Annotated in this window: 14 protein-coding genes; 7 read left to right on the forward strand and 7 right to left on the reverse strand. The window is 60.6% G+C overall.

The window, feature by feature from the left end:
* Positions 1 to 5 precede the first annotated feature (5 nt).
* Complete coding sequence (locus tag N8H71_RS16540) at positions 6 to 1010, reverse strand: AraC family transcriptional regulator (protein ID WP_262194808.1); 1005 nt, start codon at positions 1008 to 1010, stop codon at positions 6 to 8.
* Positions 1011 to 1110: 100 nt separating this feature from the next.
* Here N8H71_RS16540 and N8H71_RS16545 point away from each other — a divergent pair, with 100 nt between their 5' ends.
* Complete coding sequence (locus tag N8H71_RS16545) at positions 1111 to 2184, forward strand: fatty acid desaturase (RefSeq protein WP_262194809.1); 1074 nt, start codon at positions 1111 to 1113, stop codon at positions 2182 to 2184.
* Positions 2185 to 2294: 110 nt separating this feature from the next.
* Here N8H71_RS16545 and N8H71_RS16550 read toward each other — a convergent pair whose 3' ends face one another.
* From N8H71_RS16550 to N8H71_RS16560, 3 genes are read right to left on the reverse strand one after another with little or no spacing between them, the layout of a single operon-like run.
* Complete coding sequence (locus N8H71_RS16550; RefSeq protein WP_262194810.1) at positions 2295 to 3905, reverse strand: arylsulfatase; 1611 nt, start codon at positions 3903 to 3905, stop codon at positions 2295 to 2297.
* Positions 3906 to 3919: 14 nt separating this feature from the next.
* Positions 3920 to 4735 carry an ABC transporter ATP-binding protein gene (locus tag N8H71_RS16555; RefSeq protein ID WP_262194811.1) on the reverse strand — a complete coding sequence of 272 codons (816 nt, stop codon included), beginning with the start codon at positions 4733 to 4735 and terminating at the stop codon, positions 3920 to 3922.
* A complete protein-coding gene (locus tag N8H71_RS16560) occupies positions 4732 to 6330 on the reverse strand; it encodes an ABC transporter permease (protein WP_262194812.1) in 1599 nt (532 codons plus the stop codon). The genes N8H71_RS16555 and N8H71_RS16560 overlap by 4 nt, the downstream gene beginning before the upstream one ends.
* Before the next feature lie 303 nt (positions 6331 to 6633).
* Between N8H71_RS16560 and N8H71_RS16565 the strand changes: the two genes are divergently transcribed.
* On the forward strand, positions 6634 to 7647 hold the full coding sequence (locus N8H71_RS16565; protein ID WP_262194813.1) for an ABC transporter substrate-binding protein: 1014 nt from the start codon (positions 6634 to 6636) through the stop codon (positions 7645 to 7647).
* Between the two features lie 51 nt (positions 7648 to 7698).
* On the opposite strand, the gene N8H71_RS16570 is transcribed toward N8H71_RS16565, so the two are convergent.
* Positions 7699 to 8619 carry a LysR family transcriptional regulator gene (locus N8H71_RS16570; protein WP_262194814.1) on the reverse strand — a complete coding sequence of 307 codons (921 nt, stop codon included), beginning with the start codon at positions 8617 to 8619 and terminating at the stop codon, positions 7699 to 7701.
* Positions 8620 to 8800: 181 nt separating this feature from the next.
* Here N8H71_RS16570 and N8H71_RS16575 point away from each other — a divergent pair, with 181 nt between their 5' ends.
* Positions 8801 to 9721 carry a TauD/TfdA dioxygenase family protein gene (locus N8H71_RS16575; RefSeq protein ID WP_007952791.1) on the forward strand — a complete coding sequence of 307 codons (921 nt, stop codon included), beginning with the start codon at positions 8801 to 8803 and terminating at the stop codon, positions 9719 to 9721.
* A gap of 87 nt (positions 9722 to 9808) precedes the next feature.
* On the opposite strand, the gene N8H71_RS16580 is transcribed toward N8H71_RS16575, so the two are convergent.
* Both N8H71_RS16580 and N8H71_RS16585 read right to left on the reverse strand, forming a co-directional pair.
* Entirely contained in the window at positions 9809 to 11419 is a 1611-nt protein-coding gene (locus N8H71_RS16580) for an alkaline phosphatase family protein (protein WP_262194816.1), read from the reverse strand.
* Between the two features lie 216 nt (positions 11420 to 11635).
* Entirely contained in the window at positions 11636 to 12580 is a 945-nt protein-coding gene (locus N8H71_RS16585; RefSeq protein WP_262194817.1) for a LysR family transcriptional regulator, read from the reverse strand.
* Between the two features lie 165 nt (positions 12581 to 12745).
* On the opposite strand from N8H71_RS16585, the gene N8H71_RS16590 reads away from it, so the two are divergent.
* The 4 genes from N8H71_RS16590 to N8H71_RS16605 all read left to right on the forward strand — a co-directional run bounded on the left by N8H71_RS16590 (position 12746) and on the right by N8H71_RS16605 (position 18173).
* Positions 12746 to 15106 (forward strand): TonB-dependent receptor, encoded by a 2361-nt coding sequence (locus N8H71_RS16590; RefSeq protein WP_262194818.1) that lies wholly within the window; start codon positions 12746 to 12748, stop codon positions 15104 to 15106.
* A gap of 23 nt (positions 15107 to 15129) precedes the next feature.
* Complete coding sequence (locus N8H71_RS16595) at positions 15130 to 16473, forward strand: aryl-sulfate sulfotransferase (RefSeq protein ID WP_262194820.1); 1344 nt, start codon at positions 15130 to 15132, stop codon at positions 16471 to 16473.
* A gap of 181 nt (positions 16474 to 16654) precedes the next feature.
* Positions 16655 to 16981: a hypothetical protein gene (locus N8H71_RS16600; protein WP_039764506.1), complete on the forward strand. Its 327-nt coding sequence runs from the start codon at positions 16655 to 16657 to the stop codon at positions 16979 to 16981.
* A 379-nt stretch (positions 16982 to 17360) separates the two neighbouring features.
* The gene (locus N8H71_RS16605; RefSeq protein ID WP_041475106.1) at positions 17361 to 18173 is read left to right on the forward strand and encodes an energy transducer TonB; all 813 of its coding nucleotides are present in this window, start codon (positions 17361 to 17363) and stop codon (positions 18171 to 18173) included.
* The last annotated feature ends 16 nt before the right edge of the window (positions 18174 to 18189 follow it).

Here is an 18189-nt window from a genome sequence, read left to right on the forward strand (position 1 = left end):
TGCGCTCAGCGTAACTGATCCCGAAACTGCCCCGGTGTCATCCCCGTCCAGCGTTTGAACGCGCGACTGAAGCTGCTGGTGTCGGCAAATCCCAACAGATAACTCACCTCGCTCAGCGAACATTGCGGATCGCGCAGGTGCAGCAGCGCGAGGTTTTCGCGGCTTTCATTCAGCAGGGTGTCGAAACGACAACCCTCGTCCGCCAGGTGCCGTTGCAGGCTGCGCAGGCTCAGGTGCAGGGCCTGGGCGATGCGTTCGGCGCTGGGTTCGCCTTCCGGCAGTTGTTCTTCGATGGCGTCGCGCACCTTGCGCTCCCAGGTCAGCGGCTTGAGCTGGGCGAGGGTGCGTTTGAGCACTGCTTCGTTGTGCTCGGCCAGTTCCGGGTTGGCATCGTCGAGGTGGCTGTCGAAGTCGGTGAGGGCGAATTCGATGCGGTCTTCTTCGGCGGAAAAATGCACTGGCGAGCGGAACACCTTGTGCCATTGATGTGCATCGGCCGGTTCCGGACGACGTAGATAAACCGCCAGTGGTGCGTAGTCGCGGCCCAGGCGATTGCGGCAGGTGCGCACGTAGATCGCGGCGAAGGCGTCGATGGCTTCGAAGGCCGGGGCGGGGTTGTCGGCCGGAATTTTCAGGCAAAACCGATAGCGGTCTTCGGTGCGGGTCAGCTCCAGCTCCAGCGCATCGCTGACCACCTGGTGATAACGCACGATCCGCTCGAACACTTCCCGCAGGCTGCCGCTGGCCACCAATGCGTAGCCCAGCGCGTGAAACGTCGTAGGGCTGACGAATCGCGACACCCGCAAACCGATCGCCGGATCACCGCTGACCTGCACCGCGATTTCCCAAAGACGTGTGGTCGCGGACAACGGATAGCGGGCGTTCGGGTCGTCCATCAGTTGCGGATCGAGCCCGGCCTGCTGGCACAGGGCAGTGCTGTCCAGCCCCAGCGCGTCGAGTTGCTTGCGCAGGGCACGGGTCCAGCTGGCGAGAGAAGTCGGTTCCTTCATGCTGATTGGCGCTTCCGGTCAACAGGTTGGCGTTCTCGGCTACCGCGTCCGGACCCTGCGCGGGGCAGGATGCGAACATCAATAACCAGAGGATGGAAGCATGGACCGTACTTCTGCAAGTCCCCAGCGACACAATGCTGCCCAGCGATCAGCGCATATTCGCGAAGTGGTGCTGGCCAAGGGCGTCGAGCTGCGCGAGCGCTACCCGATTCTCAACCGTCAGGACGCCCTCGGCGCGGGGATTCTGGCGTTTGCTTTGGCCGGAATGATCGGTTCGGCGGCGCTCTACATCACCGGGCACATGGCGTGGTGGGCGTGCTTGTTGCTCAACGCGTTTTTCGCCTCACTGACCCACGAACTCGAACACGACCTGATCCACAGCATGTATTTCCGCAAACAGCGCGTGCCGCACAACCTGATGATGGGCCTGGTGTGGCTGGCGCGGCCGAGCACGATCAACCCGTGGATCCGCCGCCATTTGCACCTCAATCATCACAAGGTGTCCGGCACTGAAACCGACATGGAAGAACGGGCGATCACCAACGGCGAGCCCTGGGGTTTCGCGCGGTTGCTGATGGTCGGGGACAACGTGATGTCGGCGTTCATCCGCATGCTGCGGGCCAAGACCTGGGCGCATAAATTCAGCATCATCAAACGCACTTTGAAGGTCTACGCGCCGCTGGCGCTGGTGCATTGGGGGGCGTGGTATGTGTTTCTCGGGTTCCATGTGGCCAATGGAATCGCTTACTTGATGGGCTCACCGATTGAATGGTCGGCGACCACGTTGTCGGTGATGCAAGTGATCGACGTCGCCGCTGTGGTGATCATTGGCCCGAACGTATTGCGCACCTTCTGCCTGCACTTCATCAGCTCGAACATGCATTACTACGGGGATGTGGAGCCGGGTAATGTGCTTCAGCAGTGTCAGGTGTTGAACCCGTGGTGGCTGTGGCCGTTGCAGGCGTTCTGTTTCAACTTCGGCAGCAGTCACGGGATTCATCATTTTGTGGTGAAGGAGCCGTTTTACATTCGCCAGTTGACGGTGCCGGTGGCGCATAAGGTGATGCGGGAGATGGGGGTTCGGTTCAATGATTTCGGGACGTTCGGAAGAGCGAACCGGTTTGTTCGGCAAGTGAAGGTATCGGCCGAAGAGGCTCGTACAGCTCAGGCTTGACGGGTGATTGCAACGTCCTCATCGCGAGCAGGCTCGCTCCCACAATTGAATTGTGAATACGATCCAATGTGGGAGCGAGCCTGCTCGCGATGGCAATTTTTCAACCACCCTCAATCCGGCTGAAACGGCGACTCACTCAAAATCACTCCAGTCTCCTCCACATACCGCTGCCAATGCTCGATCAGCGCCTCAAGCCTCTGCGGCTGACTCGACGCCAGATCATGAATCTCCCCAGGATCACTCCCCAGGTCATAAAGCTGCCAGGTCGCCGGCCCCACCGGCCCGGGGATCCACACCGCCTTCCACTGCCCCTGCCGAATCGCCCGGCGCCCGAACAATTCCCAACCGGTGACAGTGTGTTCGTCATGCACCTGCGCCGTCTCGCCGGACAGGAAACCCAGCCACGATTTGCCGCGCAACGGTGCCACCGGTTTACCGTGCCACAGCTTGCCCGGATGGCGCACGCCGGCCAGATCGAGGAGGGTCGGCGTGATGTCCATCACCGTGCCGAAACCATGGCTGATCTGCCCCTTCAGCGGCAGTTGCGGATAGTGCAGCAGCGCCGGAACGCGAATCCCGCCCTCGGTGGTGAAGGCCTTGAACAGGCGTGACGGCGCGGTCGCCACCTGCGCCCAGTTCGGCCCGTACCAGACGTAGGAATTGGCGCGGCCGATGTTGTCGAGGCTGTTGTCGTAATGCTGGCTCAGATAGGTCACCAGCTCCGGACCGAATTTCGGGAAGGCTTCCAGCAGCGCGCCTTCGGCACCGTTGTCGGACATGAACAGAATGAAGGTGTTGTCGAGCTGGCCTTGCTGACGCAGGTAGTCGACGACGCGGCCGATGTTCCAGTCCATGCGCTCGACCATTGCTGCGTAGACTTCCATCGCCCGGGCGGAAATGCGTTTTTGTTCATCGCTCAGCGCGTCCCATTGCGCGGTCAGCTGGATCAGCGGATGCGGCTCGATATCCGGCTCGATCAGCCCCAGCGATTTGAGTTTTTCCAGACGCTCGAGACGCAGCACTTCCGGTCCCGCGTCGTATCGACCACGGTATTTTTCGACGATGTCGGCGGGCGCCTGTAACGGCCAGTGCGGTGCAGAAAACGGCAGGTATGCGAAGAACGGCCGGCTCTGATCACGCTCCTTGAGGTACTGCAACAGCTTGTCGCCGAAGGCGTCGGAGGAATAGAAATCCTTGGGCAATTCGTCGATGAACGTGTCGTCCTCGATGTACAGCGCCGGGGTGGATTTCAGCAGACCGGGCGTGTGTTCATCGTAGGTCGGTTCGAATCCGTAGTGGTTGGCCGCGCCGGGCAGCAGCGAGAACGAGCGTTCGAAACCACGGGCGTGGGGCGCCAGTTCGGCGGTCAGGCCCAGGTGCCATTTGCCGCTCATCAAGGTCTGGTAACCGGCCTCGCGCAGCAACTCCTGCAACGCGACGACACGGTCGTTGAGATAGCCTTCGTAACCCGGTTTGCCGATCAGCTCCGGGGTCAGAGTTTCGGCCATGGTGCCGATGCCGGCGATGTGGTGATCGGTGCCGGTGAGCAGCATCGAGCGGGTCGGCGAGCAGGTCGGTGCAGTGTGAAAGTCGGTCAGGCGCAGGCCATTGTTGGCCAAGGCATCGAGGTTCGGCGTGGCGATTTCGCCGCCGAAGGCACCGATGTCGGAGAAGCCGAGGTCATCGGCCAGAATCACCAGAAAGTTGGGACGTTGCGGCATCAACAGGCTCCTGTTCAGCAGGCAATGAACGACAGCGGCAGATCGCGGATCTGCACCGGTGCGCTCGGTTGGTAATGGTCGTCACTGGTCAGTTCGTGCAGCAGTTCTTCGCGTAACTGGTGGAAGTCGAAACTGCTGCGCTGGCGTGGATGGGGCAGGGCGATGTCCACCACCTGTTTGATCCGGCCGGGGCGCGGTTCCATGACCACCACGCGGTCGGCGAGGAAAATCGCTTCCTCGACATCGTGGGTGACCAGAATCGTGGTGATCTTTGCCCGTTCGCGAATCGCCAGCAGCTCGTCCTGCATCTGCTGGCGGGTCAGTGCGTCGAGGGCGCCGAAGGGTTCGTCGAGCAGCAGGATTCGTGGGCTCGCCACCAGCCCGCGAGCAATCGCCACGCGCTGGGCCATGCCGCCGGACAGTTGATGCGGGTAGGCGCGGGTGAAGTCGCGCAGGCCTACCAGTTCGATGAAATCGTTGATGCGTTGCTGCTTTTCGGAGGCAGCCAGCGGCTCGTTGACCAGACCCAGGCCAATGTTGTCGGCGACCGTCAGCCACGGGAACAAACGGTGTTCCTGAAACACGATGCCGCGCTCGCCGCCAATGCCGCTGATGGCTTTGCCATCGACGCTGATCTGCCCGCGAAATTGCGTATCGAGGCCCACCAGCAAGCGCAGCAAGGTGGATTTGCCACAGCCGCTGGAGCCGACAATGGCGACGAATTCGCCCTCGGCGATGTCGAGGTTGAATTCGCGAATCGCCTCCAGTTCGAAACCGTCGACGTCGAAGGATTTGCCTACATGGTTGAAGCTGACAATCGGTGCGTTCATGCGTGTCTCCAGCGGGTGGCGCGGATTTCCAGGCGTTGGCCAATGAGGTTGAGCAGGGCGCCGGTGAGGCCGACCAGCAGCATCCCGGCCATGATCAGATCCATGCGCAGCAGTTGTTGGGCGCCGATCATCTGGCTGCCGATGCCGCCGTTGGACGGCATGAAATATTCGGCGCCGATGGTGCCGAGCCAGGCGTAGATCAGGCTCAGGCGCAGACCGGCAAAAATCCCCGGCGCAGCGCCCGGCAATACCAGTCGACGCAGGCGCTGAGTGAGGCTCAGGCGCAGCACCTGCGCGGCTTCATTGAGTTGCGGCGAGAGATTGGCGACGCTGCGTTGGGTCGCGACAAACAACGGAAAGAAAGCGGCGAGGGCGACGAACACCCACTTCGCCAGTTCGCCCAGACCGAACCATGCGGTCAGCAGCGGCACCCAGGCGAAAATCGCGATCTGGCGCAGGGCGGCGAGGGTCGGGCCGAGCACACGTTCGCTGGTACGCGACAGCCCCAGCAGCAGACCCAGTACGAGGCCGAGGCCGCCGCCGATCAACAGACCGCCGAGGGTGCGGCCCAGGCTCAGGGCCATACCCGAAATCAACGTGCCGTCGAGCAATCCGTTTTTGGTTGCCTCAAGCACCACCCACGGACTGACCAGAATGTTGGCATCGATCCATTGCTGATCGACCGCCAGTTGCCACAGCGCAAACAGCGCCAGCGGCAGCAGCCAAGGCTGCACGCGTTGCCAGCCTTCGTAGCGTGGGCCGCGACGAATCTCCGCCGTGGCTGGGTGCGGCCAGTGCACCAGTTTTTTGTCCAGCAGGCCGATGCCGCGATCCATCGCCACGCCGATCAGACCGATCACCACGATGCACACAAAGACGATGTCGAGCATGAACAACTGACGCGCCCAGACCATCAGGTAACCGATACCTTCGCTGGAGGCCAGCAGCTCGACGGCAAGCAACGAAGTCCAGCCAGCGGCCAGCGCGAGACGTACGCCGGCCATGAATGCGGGGAGGGCGGCGGGCAGCACCAGTCGGCGGATCAACAGGTGTGGCGGCAGGCGCAACACGGCGGCGGCTTCGCGCAGTTTCGGTTGTGCGTCACGCACGCCGACCAGCGTGTGCAGGGTCACCGGCACCACGATGGCCTTGATCAGCACCACCAGTTTCAGCGTTTCGCCGATGCCGAAAAACACCATGAACAGCGGAATCCACGCCAGCGTCGGCACCTGGGCCTGGCCGGCGAAGGTCGGGAAGATCAGGCGTTCGAGGCGACGGCTGAAGCCCAACGCCGCACCGAGTACCGCGCCGGCGGTAACGCCCGCCAGCAAGCCCCAGAACAGCCGTTGCAGGCTGATCCACAAGTGACCCCACAACTCGCCCTGAGACAACTCGATCGCGCTGTTCCACACCAGCGATGGCGCCGGCAGAATCTGTTCGCTCATCCATTGATTGCGCGCCGCCAGCCACCACAGCGCGAACAGTCCGAGCGGTAATATCCAGGGTAAAACGCGGTGGCTCAGGCTTGGCCAGGTGCGCCGGCTTTTCAACGGCGGTGCGGCCAGTGGCAGACTGAGCAGGGATTCACGGGCCATGGTAACCTCCGTTGTCGGGTTGGATCGAGTCAGCGGAATTAGCTAAAAACCAATTGTTATAAGCAAGTTTGAAAATAATCATTTTGGAGATAAGCAGCGCCATTTAAGGCCTCCAGCCCTTCACGCATCCAATGCATTCGAAGAATATTTTCGATGCTCTCCATGCATACGGCTCTGCATGTCCCGACTTTGCTGGCTTAGCTTGAAAAGCTATAAAAATGTGCTTTTTAAGTATTTAAGCGCTGATACGGATTGCGCCTACTTTCGGCTCCTCAATGCCCGCCGTGATCAGGAGCCGCACCCATGAACCTTCCCTTCAAACGTGTCATCAGTCTGTTTGCCGCGCCGGCACTGGCGGGTCTGCTGGCGTTCTCTGCCCAGGCCGACGAGCTCAAGGAAATCAGGATTGCCGTGCCTGATCTGAGCGCGGGTACTCAACACAGCGGCGGGGGCATCGTGGACGTACTGCGCGATCAGCAGATCTTCGAAAAGGCCTTCGCCGATCAGGGCATCAAGATTCAGTGGAGCTTCTTCAAGGGCGCCGGACCTGTGATCAACGAGGCGTTTGCCAACGGCCAGGTCGATTTGGCTTATCTGGGGGATCTGGCGGCCATCATCGGCAAGTCCAACGGTCTCGATACGCGCCTGCTCAGCGCCAGCGCCCGGGGTGTGAAGCAATACCTCGGCGTGGTGCCGGGGTCGGGGATCAAGACGTTGCAGGATCTGAAAGGCAAGCGCGTGGCGATCTTCCGCGGCACCGCGACCCAGTTGTCGTTCGATGCCGCGCTGGCCAGTGTGGGCTTGAGCGAGAAGGACGTGAAAGTGATCAACCTCGATTTCAATGCAGCGGTTGCCGCGCTGGCGGCGAAGCAGATCGATGCGTCGTGGGGTAGCTCCGGGTTGACTGCATTGCAGGCCAAAGGCCTGGCCGAGTTGCCTCTGAATACCAAGGATCTCGGTGGTGCCGGCAGCGTGCAGGCCGTTCTCCTGGGCACTGGCAAATTTGTCGATGCGCACCCGGATGTCGTGGCAAAACTGCTCAAGGCGCAGCAGCAGGCTGTGGAATGGCTGACTCAGGACAGCAACAAGGACGCCTACGTGCAACTGGTCTCGGGGCTGGCGAGCTATCCGCCGGTAATCCTCACACAGGATCTGAAGGATCAGAACCTGAGTGAAGTGTTCCCGTCGACACTGGATCCGCTGTTCCTCGAAAACCTGCAGGGCAAGGTGGATCTGGCGGCGCAGCAGAAGCTGATCCGCAAGCCGTTCAAGGTAAACGAGTGGGTGGCGCCTGAGCTGGCGGCTGCGAAGCTCTGAATTTTTAGCGTCAGAACAAACCTCATCGCCAGCCTGCTGGCGATGACGACCTCAAACCGCGACGCTGACCGCCTGTTTATCCACCGCCACCAGCGTCTCGATCATCGCCCGCGCCGCCGGTGACAGCCGGAATCCTGTGCGGCTCACAATCCCGCACCGCGCATTCATGCTCTCCAGGTTCTGCGGCAGATTGCGCCAGTGCAGCAGCGCCAGCGAGCCTTGGGAGATGTCCTCGACAAACGCCTCTTCAGTGCCGACGCCAATCGCGTTGGATTGCAGCACCACTTTCACCAGCGCCGGAAAGTGCTCGGTCTCGATGGTCGGTGAAAAATCGATCCGCCCGCTGAGATTCGCCAGCAGTTTGCGAATGCCCGGCGGAATGAGCGTGGTCGCCAGCGGGTAGTCGAACATGTCGTTGGTCGACAGGCTTTCCTTGGCCAGCAGCGGGTGCCCCGGCCGGCAGAAAAATACACCGCGCTTGGGCGTCAGCGGCTGGGTCTGGAAGTTCGGGTCGGACTCGAAATGGCGGATGTCGGCGATGAAGAATTCGATCTCTTCGCGGCTCAGGGCGCGGCTGAGTTTTTCCCAGTTATCCACCTGAAAACAGGTGCGCACTTTCGGGTGCGCATTGATGAATTGCGCCACCGCGTCCGGCACCAGTTTCACCGCCGGCGCCGGGCCGCAACCAAAGTGCAGTTCGCCGGCATCGAGCTTGGTCATCTGCGTCACTTCGGCGCTGAGCAATGCGGCGCCCTGCACCAGGGTCAGGGCGTGCTGCAGCACCACCTGGCCTTCGGGCGTGGGGCGCAGATCCTTGTTGCCGCGATCCACCAGCACACAGCCGAACTCCTGCTCCAGCCCTTGAATGCTGCGGCTGAACGCCGGTTGAGTGATGCCCATGGCGTCGGCCGCGCGGACAAAACTGCGGTGTTCGTTGAGGGCGATGAAGTAGCGCAACTGGCGAAGATCCATATGCTTTTCCGGCATCCTAAAAATAGCTCGAAGGCATTTGCGACGAGGGTTGCTTGAGGTTTTAAATGCAAGCTCTTATTCCGTCAACGAAGCATGTGAATATCTATTAGATGTAAATGGAATATAGATAGAGCGTTGTTTCGCTGCCGTCCAACCGCAAGCAGTCGATGAGGGTCTACCCATGAGCAATGCCGCACTCGCTGTAAAACCCGCTGTCCACGCGCTGGACATTCATCCGGTGGCTGGCCGTATCGGCGCCGAAATCCGTGGCGTGCACCTGTCCGGTGAGCTGGATGCCGCGACGGTTGAAGCCATTCAACAGGCGCTGATCCAATACAAGGTCGTGTTCTTCCGCGAGCAGACCCAACTCGACGATCAGCGTCAGGAAGCCTTCGCGCATCTGCTCGGCGAGCCCGTGGCGCACCCGACCGTGCCGTCCCGCGAGGGCACCCGTTACCTGCTGGAACTGGACGGCGCCGAAGGGCAGCGCGCCAACTCCTGGCACACCGACGTGACCTTCGTCGATGCCTACCCGAAAGCCTCGATCCTGCGCTCGGTGGTGGCTCCGGCGTTCGGTGGCGACACGCTGTGGGCGAACACCGCGACCGCGTACAACGAACTGCCGACTGAATTGCGCGAACTGGCGGACAAGCTGGTGGCCGTGCACAGCAACGAGTACGACTACGCCGCCGTGAAGCCGGACGTGTCGGCGGAGAAACTCGAGCGCTATCGCAAGATCTTCACCTCGACGGTTTACGAGACCGAGCACCCGGTGGTCCGTGTGCACCCGATCAGCGGCGAAAAGAGCTTGCTGCTGGGGCATTTCGTCAAACGCATCAAGGGCTATTCCCAGGCTGATTCGGCGCACCTGTTCGGCTTGCTGCAAAGTCATGTGATCCGCCAGGAAAACGTCGTGCGCTGGCGCTGGAAGGCCGGTGATGTGGCGATCTGGGATAACCGCTCGACCCAGCATTATGCGATTGATGACTACGGTACTCAGGATCGGGTGGTGCGTCGGGTAACGCTCAAAGGGGAAGTGCCGGTCGGGGCGAATGGACAGCGTAGTCAGACCATCAAAGGCGCTGAAATCGTCGGCGTCTGATCGGGCCTTATCGCGAGCAGGCTTGTTCCCACAGGTTTACGGCGCACGCAAATCCTGTGGGAGCGAGCTTGCTCGCGATGCTTTTAATCACCAAACGCCAATCTGCACCATCTTCTCGGTCTCCGGCTCCCCATAACGAAACCGCTGCCCCCGCAAATCAATCTCTTGATGACTGATCGTCGTGCGGCGCTTCAACCCGCGCACCCACTCGAACAGATACCCCGCATGCTCCTCGCGCACTGCCGCATACGCCGGATGCGCGCCCAGATCCTGCAGCTCCTGCGGATCATCCAACAGATCGAAAAGCTGCGGCCGGAAGCCGTCGTACGCCAGGTATTTCCAGCGCTCGCTGCGCACCATGGTCATGCGGCAGCGGTCGATCGGCTGGCCCAGTCGCTCACGTGCCGGGGCCTGAAAGGCGTAGTCGTATTCGCTGATCGCATAGCGGCGCCAGTCGGGATTCTCGCCGTGTAGCAGCGGAATCAACGAGCGACCTTCCAGTCGATGCTCGGCACCCCTCACACCCAGGGCTTCGAGAAAGGTCGGCACGCCGTCGATGGTTTCCGCCAGGCGTTCGTCCACCGTGCCCCGCGTGACATCCGCCGCCGCACGCGGGTCGCGCACGATCAAGGGGACGCCCACCGCCTGCTCCAGCAAAAACTCCTTCTCGCCCAGCCAGTGATCGCCCAGAAAGTCGCCGTGATCGCTGGTGAACACGATCAGCGTGTCTTCCCAGCGTCCGTTGCTTTGCAGGAAATCGAACAGTCGCCCCAACTGATCATCGACCTGTTTGACCAGGCCCATGTATGTCGGGATCACGTTCAGTCGTACCGGATCTTTGGAGAAATTCAGGCTTTCCTCATGCTGGCGAAAGGCCTGATAGACCGGATGGTCGCTTGGAGAGGCATTACGTACCGGTTCGAGAATCGATTTCGTACTGTACAAAGTGTGGTACGGAGCCGGTACGATGTAAGGCCAGTGGGGTTTGATATAGGACAGGTGTAAAAACCACGGTTTTTCACCTTGCTCACCGATGAAGTCGATGGCTCGATTTGTAGTGTAGACAGTCTCTGAATGTTGCTCGGGAATTCGCGCTGGCAAATGGGCATTGCGCATTTTCCAGCCACTGAGGATTTCGCCGTTGTCGCCTTCGGCCGCGTTGGCCCAGTCGTGCCAGGGGTTGCGCCCTTCGAAACCCTGCTCGCGCAGGTAATGGGTGTAAGGCGCGGATTCGCGTTTGTCATCGAACAGCGGATCGTCGGGGAAGATGCCGTCGTGACGAAAGTACGGCTCGAAGCCGACTTCGTTGAGCACTTCGGCCTGGGCGCTTTCAGGGTTGATCGCCAATCGCTGCAAGGCGTCCACGTTGGCCGTGGCGTGGGTCTTGCCGACCAGCGCAGTACGAATGCCGTGGGGGCGCAGGTAATCGCCGATGGTCAGTTCTTCCAACGGCAGCGGCACGGCGTTCCACGCCACTTGATGGCTGCTGACATAGCGCCCGGTGTAGGCCGACATCCGCGACGGCCCGCAGATCGTGCCCTGTGTATAGGCGCGGCTGAAGCGCACGCCGGCGGTGGCCAGGCGATCAATGTTCGGGGTGTGCAGGTGCGGGTGGCCGTAGCAGGACAGGTAATCGCGGCGCAGTTGATCGCACATGATGTACAGCACGTTGCGCACGGGGTTTTGCGGGTTGGACATGGGGTTCACCAGTCAGAAAGACAGGCGAGGTTTTTCGCTTTCGGCAAGGGTGTTCGGCAAGTGCATTCGGGGAATGTGCTTCATGCAAGAAATGCATCGGCGCCTGCACAGGTCTCTTCGCGAGCAAGCTCGCTCCCACTGTGGTTTTTTGGCGGATAGAGAATTTGTGATCGACATCGATCCTGTGGGAGCGAGCTTGCTCGCGAAGAGGTCAAGTCAGACGGCGAGGTTCGCCAGTGAACACACCTCTTCTTCCGCCGCATCAATTGCCTTGATCTGCTCGATCATCGCCTCGGCCAACGGTGACAGCCGATACCCGGCGCGGCTGACGATTCCGTAACGGGTGTAAAGCTCCTCCAGATCATCCGCCAACCCTTCGATCTTCAAGCACACCAGCTCACCCCGGGCCTGATGCAGCGCATCCGAATAGGCGCCGACGATGCCGATTGCATCGGAGCGCAGCACCACACCGAGCAGGCTGGCGCTGTTTTCACATTCCACATTCGGGACGAAATCCGGCCGGCCACTGAGGTCGACGATGACCTTGCGCAGGTTCGGCGGACGAATGCTCACGGCCAGTGGATAACTCATCAATTGCTCGGTCGTGACCCGATCCGATGCGGCGAGCGGATGCCCGGCGCGGCAGCAGAAATGCCATTTACGCGGCCGCAAGCGGTGGGTCAGATAATCCGGATCTGCCTCGAAGTGCCGAGTGTCGGCGACGAAGAATTCGAACTCCTCGCTAAAGAGTCTTTTGCTCAGGCTCTGCCAGTCATCAACCTGGTAATGCACCCGCGCTTTCGGGTAGCGGCCGATGAAGCTGCCGATCGCTCGCGGGATCAATCCTGCCGCCGGCGCCGGGCCGCAACCGAAGCGCAATTCCCCCGCTTCCAGCCCGTTGAACTGGCTGATCTCGTTGGCCATCTGCTGCGCACCGCTGACCAGCCGCCGCGCGTGTTCAAGCAGCACCTGGCCCTGTTTGGTCGGCGGCAATTCCTTGCGCCCGCGATCCACCAACTGGCAACCGACGCTGTGTTCCAGCGCCTGAATGCTGCGGCTGAATGCCGACTGCGACAGGTTCACCGCCTGCGCGCCCGCGACGAAGCTGCGTTGTTCGGCGAGGGCGATGAAGTGTCTGAGTTGGCGCAAGTCGATATGCATTTTTCACATAAAAAATATCCGGGAAATGCATTGGATATGCATTAGGTCGACTCCTTATAAAGGCAATCTCTTATGCAGTAAATCTTTGTAAAAACATAAATAAATAACTTAAAGGAATATGCGGCACGGAAGATGTCTGCGTGTTTTTTGACCAGGAGCAGCCCCATGAGTCCGTTGAACCTCGCTTCACCGCCGCCGCCACGACGGCTCAAACGTCTGCCTCTGGCCCTGTTGCTGGCGGGGAGTGCCAGTTGGACCCACGGCTACGCTGCTGAAACGGAAACCCCTGTGCCGGCACCGGCAGGCAAGACCGCAACCGCCACTTCGCAACTGGAAACCGTGACCGTCACCACCCGCCGTCGCGAAGAAAGTTCTCAGGACGTGCCAACGCCCATGAGCGTGGTCAGCGGCACGACTTTGGAGACGCAACGGGTCTACCGAATCCAGGATCTGCAGCAACTGGTGCCCAGCGTCAACGTCGCCTACATGCATGCGCGCCAGTCCAGCGTGTCGATCCGGGGCCTGGGCAACAACCCGGCCAGTGACGGTCTGGAAGGTAGCGTCGGGCTGTACATCGACAACGTTTATCTGGGTCGCCCGGGGATGGCGGTGTTCGACCTGATGGACATCGAACAACTCGAAGTCCTGCGCGGGCCGCAAGGGACGTTGTTCGGCAAGAACACCACCGCCGGGGTGATCAACATCAGCACCCGCGCGCCGAGTTTCACCCCGGAACGCAGCATCGAAACCTCGGTCGGCGAGGACGGTTATTTCCAGACCAAGGGCACAATTTCCGGGCCGCTCAACGATGTGCTGGCCGGGCGTTTGTCGGCCTATCGCACCCGCAGCGACGGCGACATCAAGAACGAATTCAACGGCCATGACTTGAACGGCGGCTCCCGCGACGGCTTCCGTGCGCAGTTGCTGTTCAAGCCCAACGAAAACTTCAATCTGCGTTGGATCGGTGATTACAACGAAGAGGATTCCAGCGCCGGCACCCGCGTGTTGTACAACACCGGTCCGACCATCAATGGCGTCAATCTCTACTCGGCCCGCGCCGCCGCTGCCGGCGCGACGCTGGTCAACGGCTCGCACCGCAAGGTCAATCTGGACAGCGACCAGCACGTCACCGTGCATCAGGGCGGCACGTCGGTGGAGGCCAATTGGGCCCTGCCGAGCGACTTCACCCTGACCTCGGTCAGTTCGTACCGCTTCTGGAATTTCACTCCGCGCAACGACGATGGCCTCAATGTGCCGGCCACCTACAACGCCGGGGTGTCGGTGGAGGACAAACAGTATTCCCAGGAATTTCGTCTCGCGTCGCCCAAGGGCGAGTTCTTCGATTACGTCCTCGGTGCCTACTATTTCGGCTCGGACCTGGACAACAAATCCTTCGCCTATTACGGCCCGCAGGCGGACATCTGGAACGGCACGCCACGGGGCGCGCTGGCCAACGTCAACAGCGTCGGCCATGGCCACATCAAGACCGACAGCTTCGCGCTGTTCGCCCAAGGCACCTGGCATCTGACCCCGCGTCTGGATTTCACCGCCGGGGTGCGTGGCACCTATGAAGAGAAGAACGCCTGGGTCAATCGTGATGCGCCGGTCGGTGGCGCCGCTGTCACGGGTGCCGCAGCCACCGCGCGGCGCGGCCGTACCGGCGCCTACGATTCCGGCGACCTGAACCAGTACAGCTCCAGCCCGTCCGGATTGCTCAACCTGAGCTATCGCTTCACCGATGACCTGCTCGGCTACGCCACGTTGTCCCACGGCGAAAAATCCGGTGGGGTCAACCTTGTGGTCGGCTCGGCCCCGACCGCTGGCGCCGACTCGCTGCTGATCGGCACCGAGCGCGCCAACAACGCCGAACTCGGCTTCAAGAGCACGCTGTGGGATCGGCGTTTGCAGCTCAACGCCAACGTGTTCTGGACTCAGGTCAACGCCTACCAGACCAACGCCTACGACGACGTCAACCGGGTGCAATACCTGACCAACGCCGGTTCAGTGCGCTCGCGCGGCGTGGAGTTCGAGAGCACCGTGATCCCGTTGCGCGGCCTGACGCTGAACTTCAACGGCTCGTACAACGACGTCAGTTACCTCTCGTACAAGGACGCCCCATGCCCGCCGGAAGTCAGCCAGGCACCGGGTGCTCCAGCCTCTTGCGACCTCAGCGGTCATCAGGTGGTCGGCGCCTCGAAATGGATCGGCAACGCCAACGGCAAGTACGAATGGAATCTGGATAACGGTCTGCAACCTTATGTCACCGGCAGCTACGCCTTCCGCTCCAAAGCAGTAGGCACGGTCGAGGATTCCGACTACGGCCAGATCCCGAGTTACGCCGTGGTCAACCTCTCCACCGGCCTGCGCGGCGATTTCAATCAGGGTCAGTGGGACATCTCGCTGTGGCTGAAAAACGCCTTCGACAAAACCTACTACACGACCCTGTGGACTGGCGGTAACGGCGGCTATGAAGGCCTGCTCGGTACGCCGCGTACCCTCGGCGTCACCGGTCGCTACGACTTCTGATCGATCCTTCAAGGAGCTGCATCATGTTGCGCATCAAAACCGCTTTACCGGTGTTGTTGTCCGGCGCAGTGCTCAGTGCCGGGGCGCTTGCCGCACCCAGCGTCTACCCCACGGGCGTTACCCGTTACGACCCGGCCAAGGCCTTCAATCAATATGTGATCTTCAGCGGTGCTGACAAGCAGACGCACCTGATCGACATGAACGGCAACGAGGTCAAGAACTGGCCGCAGTCGGGTTTCCCGTCGGCGATCATCGACCCGCAACTGGTCGGTGGCGAGCGCGGCCATGTGTTGCTGCAACTGAGCGAAAAGGATCCGGGCAAGCTCGGCTCCGCCGGCAATGGCCTCGGCAATCAGAGCGTCGGCGAGCTGGACTGGAATGGCAAAGTCGTCTGGCAGTGGGGCGACAAGGCCCCCGGTGGCGCCGCGCAACAGCATCACGATCAGCGTCGCCTGAGCAACGGCAACACCGTGGTGCTGGCGAACAAGGTGCACAAGGTCAAAGGCTTCAAAGTGCCCGAGGTGATCGACGATGCGATCTATGAAGTCAGCCCCGGTGGCGAGGTGAAATGGCAGTGGCTGGCGTCGGATCACTTGGACGAATTCGGCTTCACCGCCGAGCAGTTGAAGCTGGTGCGCGCCAGTGAAAATCCGGATTACCTGCACATCAACAACCTCAGCCTGGTCGGGCCGAACAAGTGGTTCGATGCCGGCGACAAGCGCTTCAATCCGGACAACCTGCTGATCGATTCGCGCAACGCCAACTTCATCGCGATCATCGACAGGCAGAACGGCAAAGTGGTCTGGCGCCTGGGGCCGAATCTGCCGTTGGCCAATCCGAAAACCGCGCAAAAAATCCCGCGCCCGGTGGACCAGTTCGTCGGCCAGCATGACGCGCACATTATCCCGGCCGGACTGCCCGGTGCGGGCAATCTGCTGGTGTTCGACAACCAGGGTTCGGCGGGTTACCCGAACGTCACGCTGGGGCTGATTTCCGGTTCGCGGGTGCTGGAGATCGACCCGGTGAAAAATGAAATCGTCTGGCAGTACAGCGCGGCGAATTCAAAGCAGCCGGGGTGGGCGTTTTACAGCTCGTTCATCAGCAGCGCGCGGCGCTTGCCCAACGGCAATACGCTGATCGATGAAGGCATGAACGGGCGGTTCTTCCAGGTGACAGCCAGCGGTGAAAACGTCTGGGAATACGTCAGCCCTTATCTGGGCAAGGCACCGGGCAGCGACGCGATCAGCAACTGGGTCTATCGGGCCCTTCCTGTGAGTTATGACTGGGTGCCGGCAGGTACGCCGCGCTCGGAAACGGCAGTGATTGCGCCGGCCATCGGTGTGCAACAAACCAATGCCAGTCGTTAGTTATCAAGACTGTTCACAATCGAAATAAGTTATGAATGACTTGAATAGTGCATATAGCAATTTCGTTGAAAAGTCGCGTGGACAACAAATGAATGTCCAACCATCCTGTGTGTCGTGAGTTTCCAGGAGGAAACTTGCTCTCATCGGAAGACACTTATCCAACGATAAAGGAAATCTCGTTATGTCGAGCATTAATGGCACTTATGTAAATGCCAACTCTGGCGCCAAGCTGGTTATCACCGACGGTAATGATTCCAATGGCAGCTTCAGCGGCACCCTCAGCCAGGGTGGCGTGAATTACGACATCCGTTACGGGAACTACCACTTCCAGAACAGTACCGGCAACCCGACCACAATCGCGGTGCTGGCTCAGAACGGAAATAGTGGTTATCAGACCTGGACGCTGTTTTCGCCTGATCACAACTACGCGAAACTCCGGGCTACCGGCTCGCGCGTGAACTTCGATGGTGAAGTTGTGAACTTGGGTGGTGAGTTTCTGAAGCAATAAGAAATTCCGTAAATCGAAGGCCGATGTATTAAACATGCATCGGCCTTTTTGTTTGTCTTTTAAAAAGTTCGTCAACTATCACCTTGGTATTAGTTGTCACTGAATCCCGGGTCATCGATAACCCGATGCCTTGGATGAATACTTTTTATGCCGGCAAAGCATGTCGATTTCGGCGAATCGCTGGAAGCCTTGCGGGCCGTGGCTTTGGCGGAAATGACCGTTTTATATATTCCATAAAACTCTATTCATAACATAAAAGATTACTTTCGGAGATAAGCGTCTAGCCCAATGATTGACCCATCGATCTTGCCGTGGGGGATTCAACAAGCGGCGAATCGGCTACGCGAAAAAACGCAAAGAGACCGCAGGGAGTAAATCAATGGGCAATGTCCAGACCGCCGCCAGTGCACAGGAGGTGCTGTGGCGCCAGGCGCCGAGCGGCGAGTTGGTCGATCTCGGCCGGCCCCATCGCGTGCCGTTGGGGCAGCTGCGTTTGCAGCGCGCGCCCAAGGGCATTCTGAGCCGCCGCGAAACGATTCTGCTCGGCGTTCTGGCGCTGGTGGTGCACGGCGCAGTGATCTACTGGATCAACCAGCATCCGACACCGGCGCTGCCGATCGTGCCGCCGGAAATTCCACCGATGACCATTGAGTTTTCGCGCCCGGCACCACCGGCACCACCTGTGGTTGTACCGCCGCCACCGGCACCTGTGGTCGAGCCACCGCCGCCAGTGGAAGACGAACTGGCAACCAAGCCACCACCGAAACCGAAGCCGATCCCCAAACCGAAACCGGTCGCCAAACCTGTACCGAAACCAGCGCCAAAAGCGGTCGAGCAACCACCGGCTCCGCCACAACCGGCCGCTCCGGTCGCCGCGCCGGCGCCACCTGCACCACCGGCACCTGCTCCGGTGACGCCGGCCTCGGCCAACGCGGCGTACCTGAAGAACCCGGCGCCGGAATATCCGTCGCTAGCCCAGCGTCGCGGTTGGGAAGGCACGGTGTTGCTGCGGGTGCACGTGTTGGCCAGCGGCAAACCGGGCGAGATCCAGATTCAGAAAAGCAGTGGCCGGCAACAGCTCGACGACGCGGCGCTGGACGCCGTGAAGCGCTGGAGTTTCGTGCCGGCCAAGCAGGGTGATGTCGCCCAGGACGGCTGGGTCAGCGTGCCCATCGATTTCAAGATTCATTAATTGGTAATCAGCCGGC

The organism is Pseudomonas koreensis (genome assembly GCF_025447595.1).
Lineage (GTDB): Bacteria > Pseudomonadota > Gammaproteobacteria > Pseudomonadales > Pseudomonadaceae > Aquipseudomonas > Aquipseudomonas koreensis_H.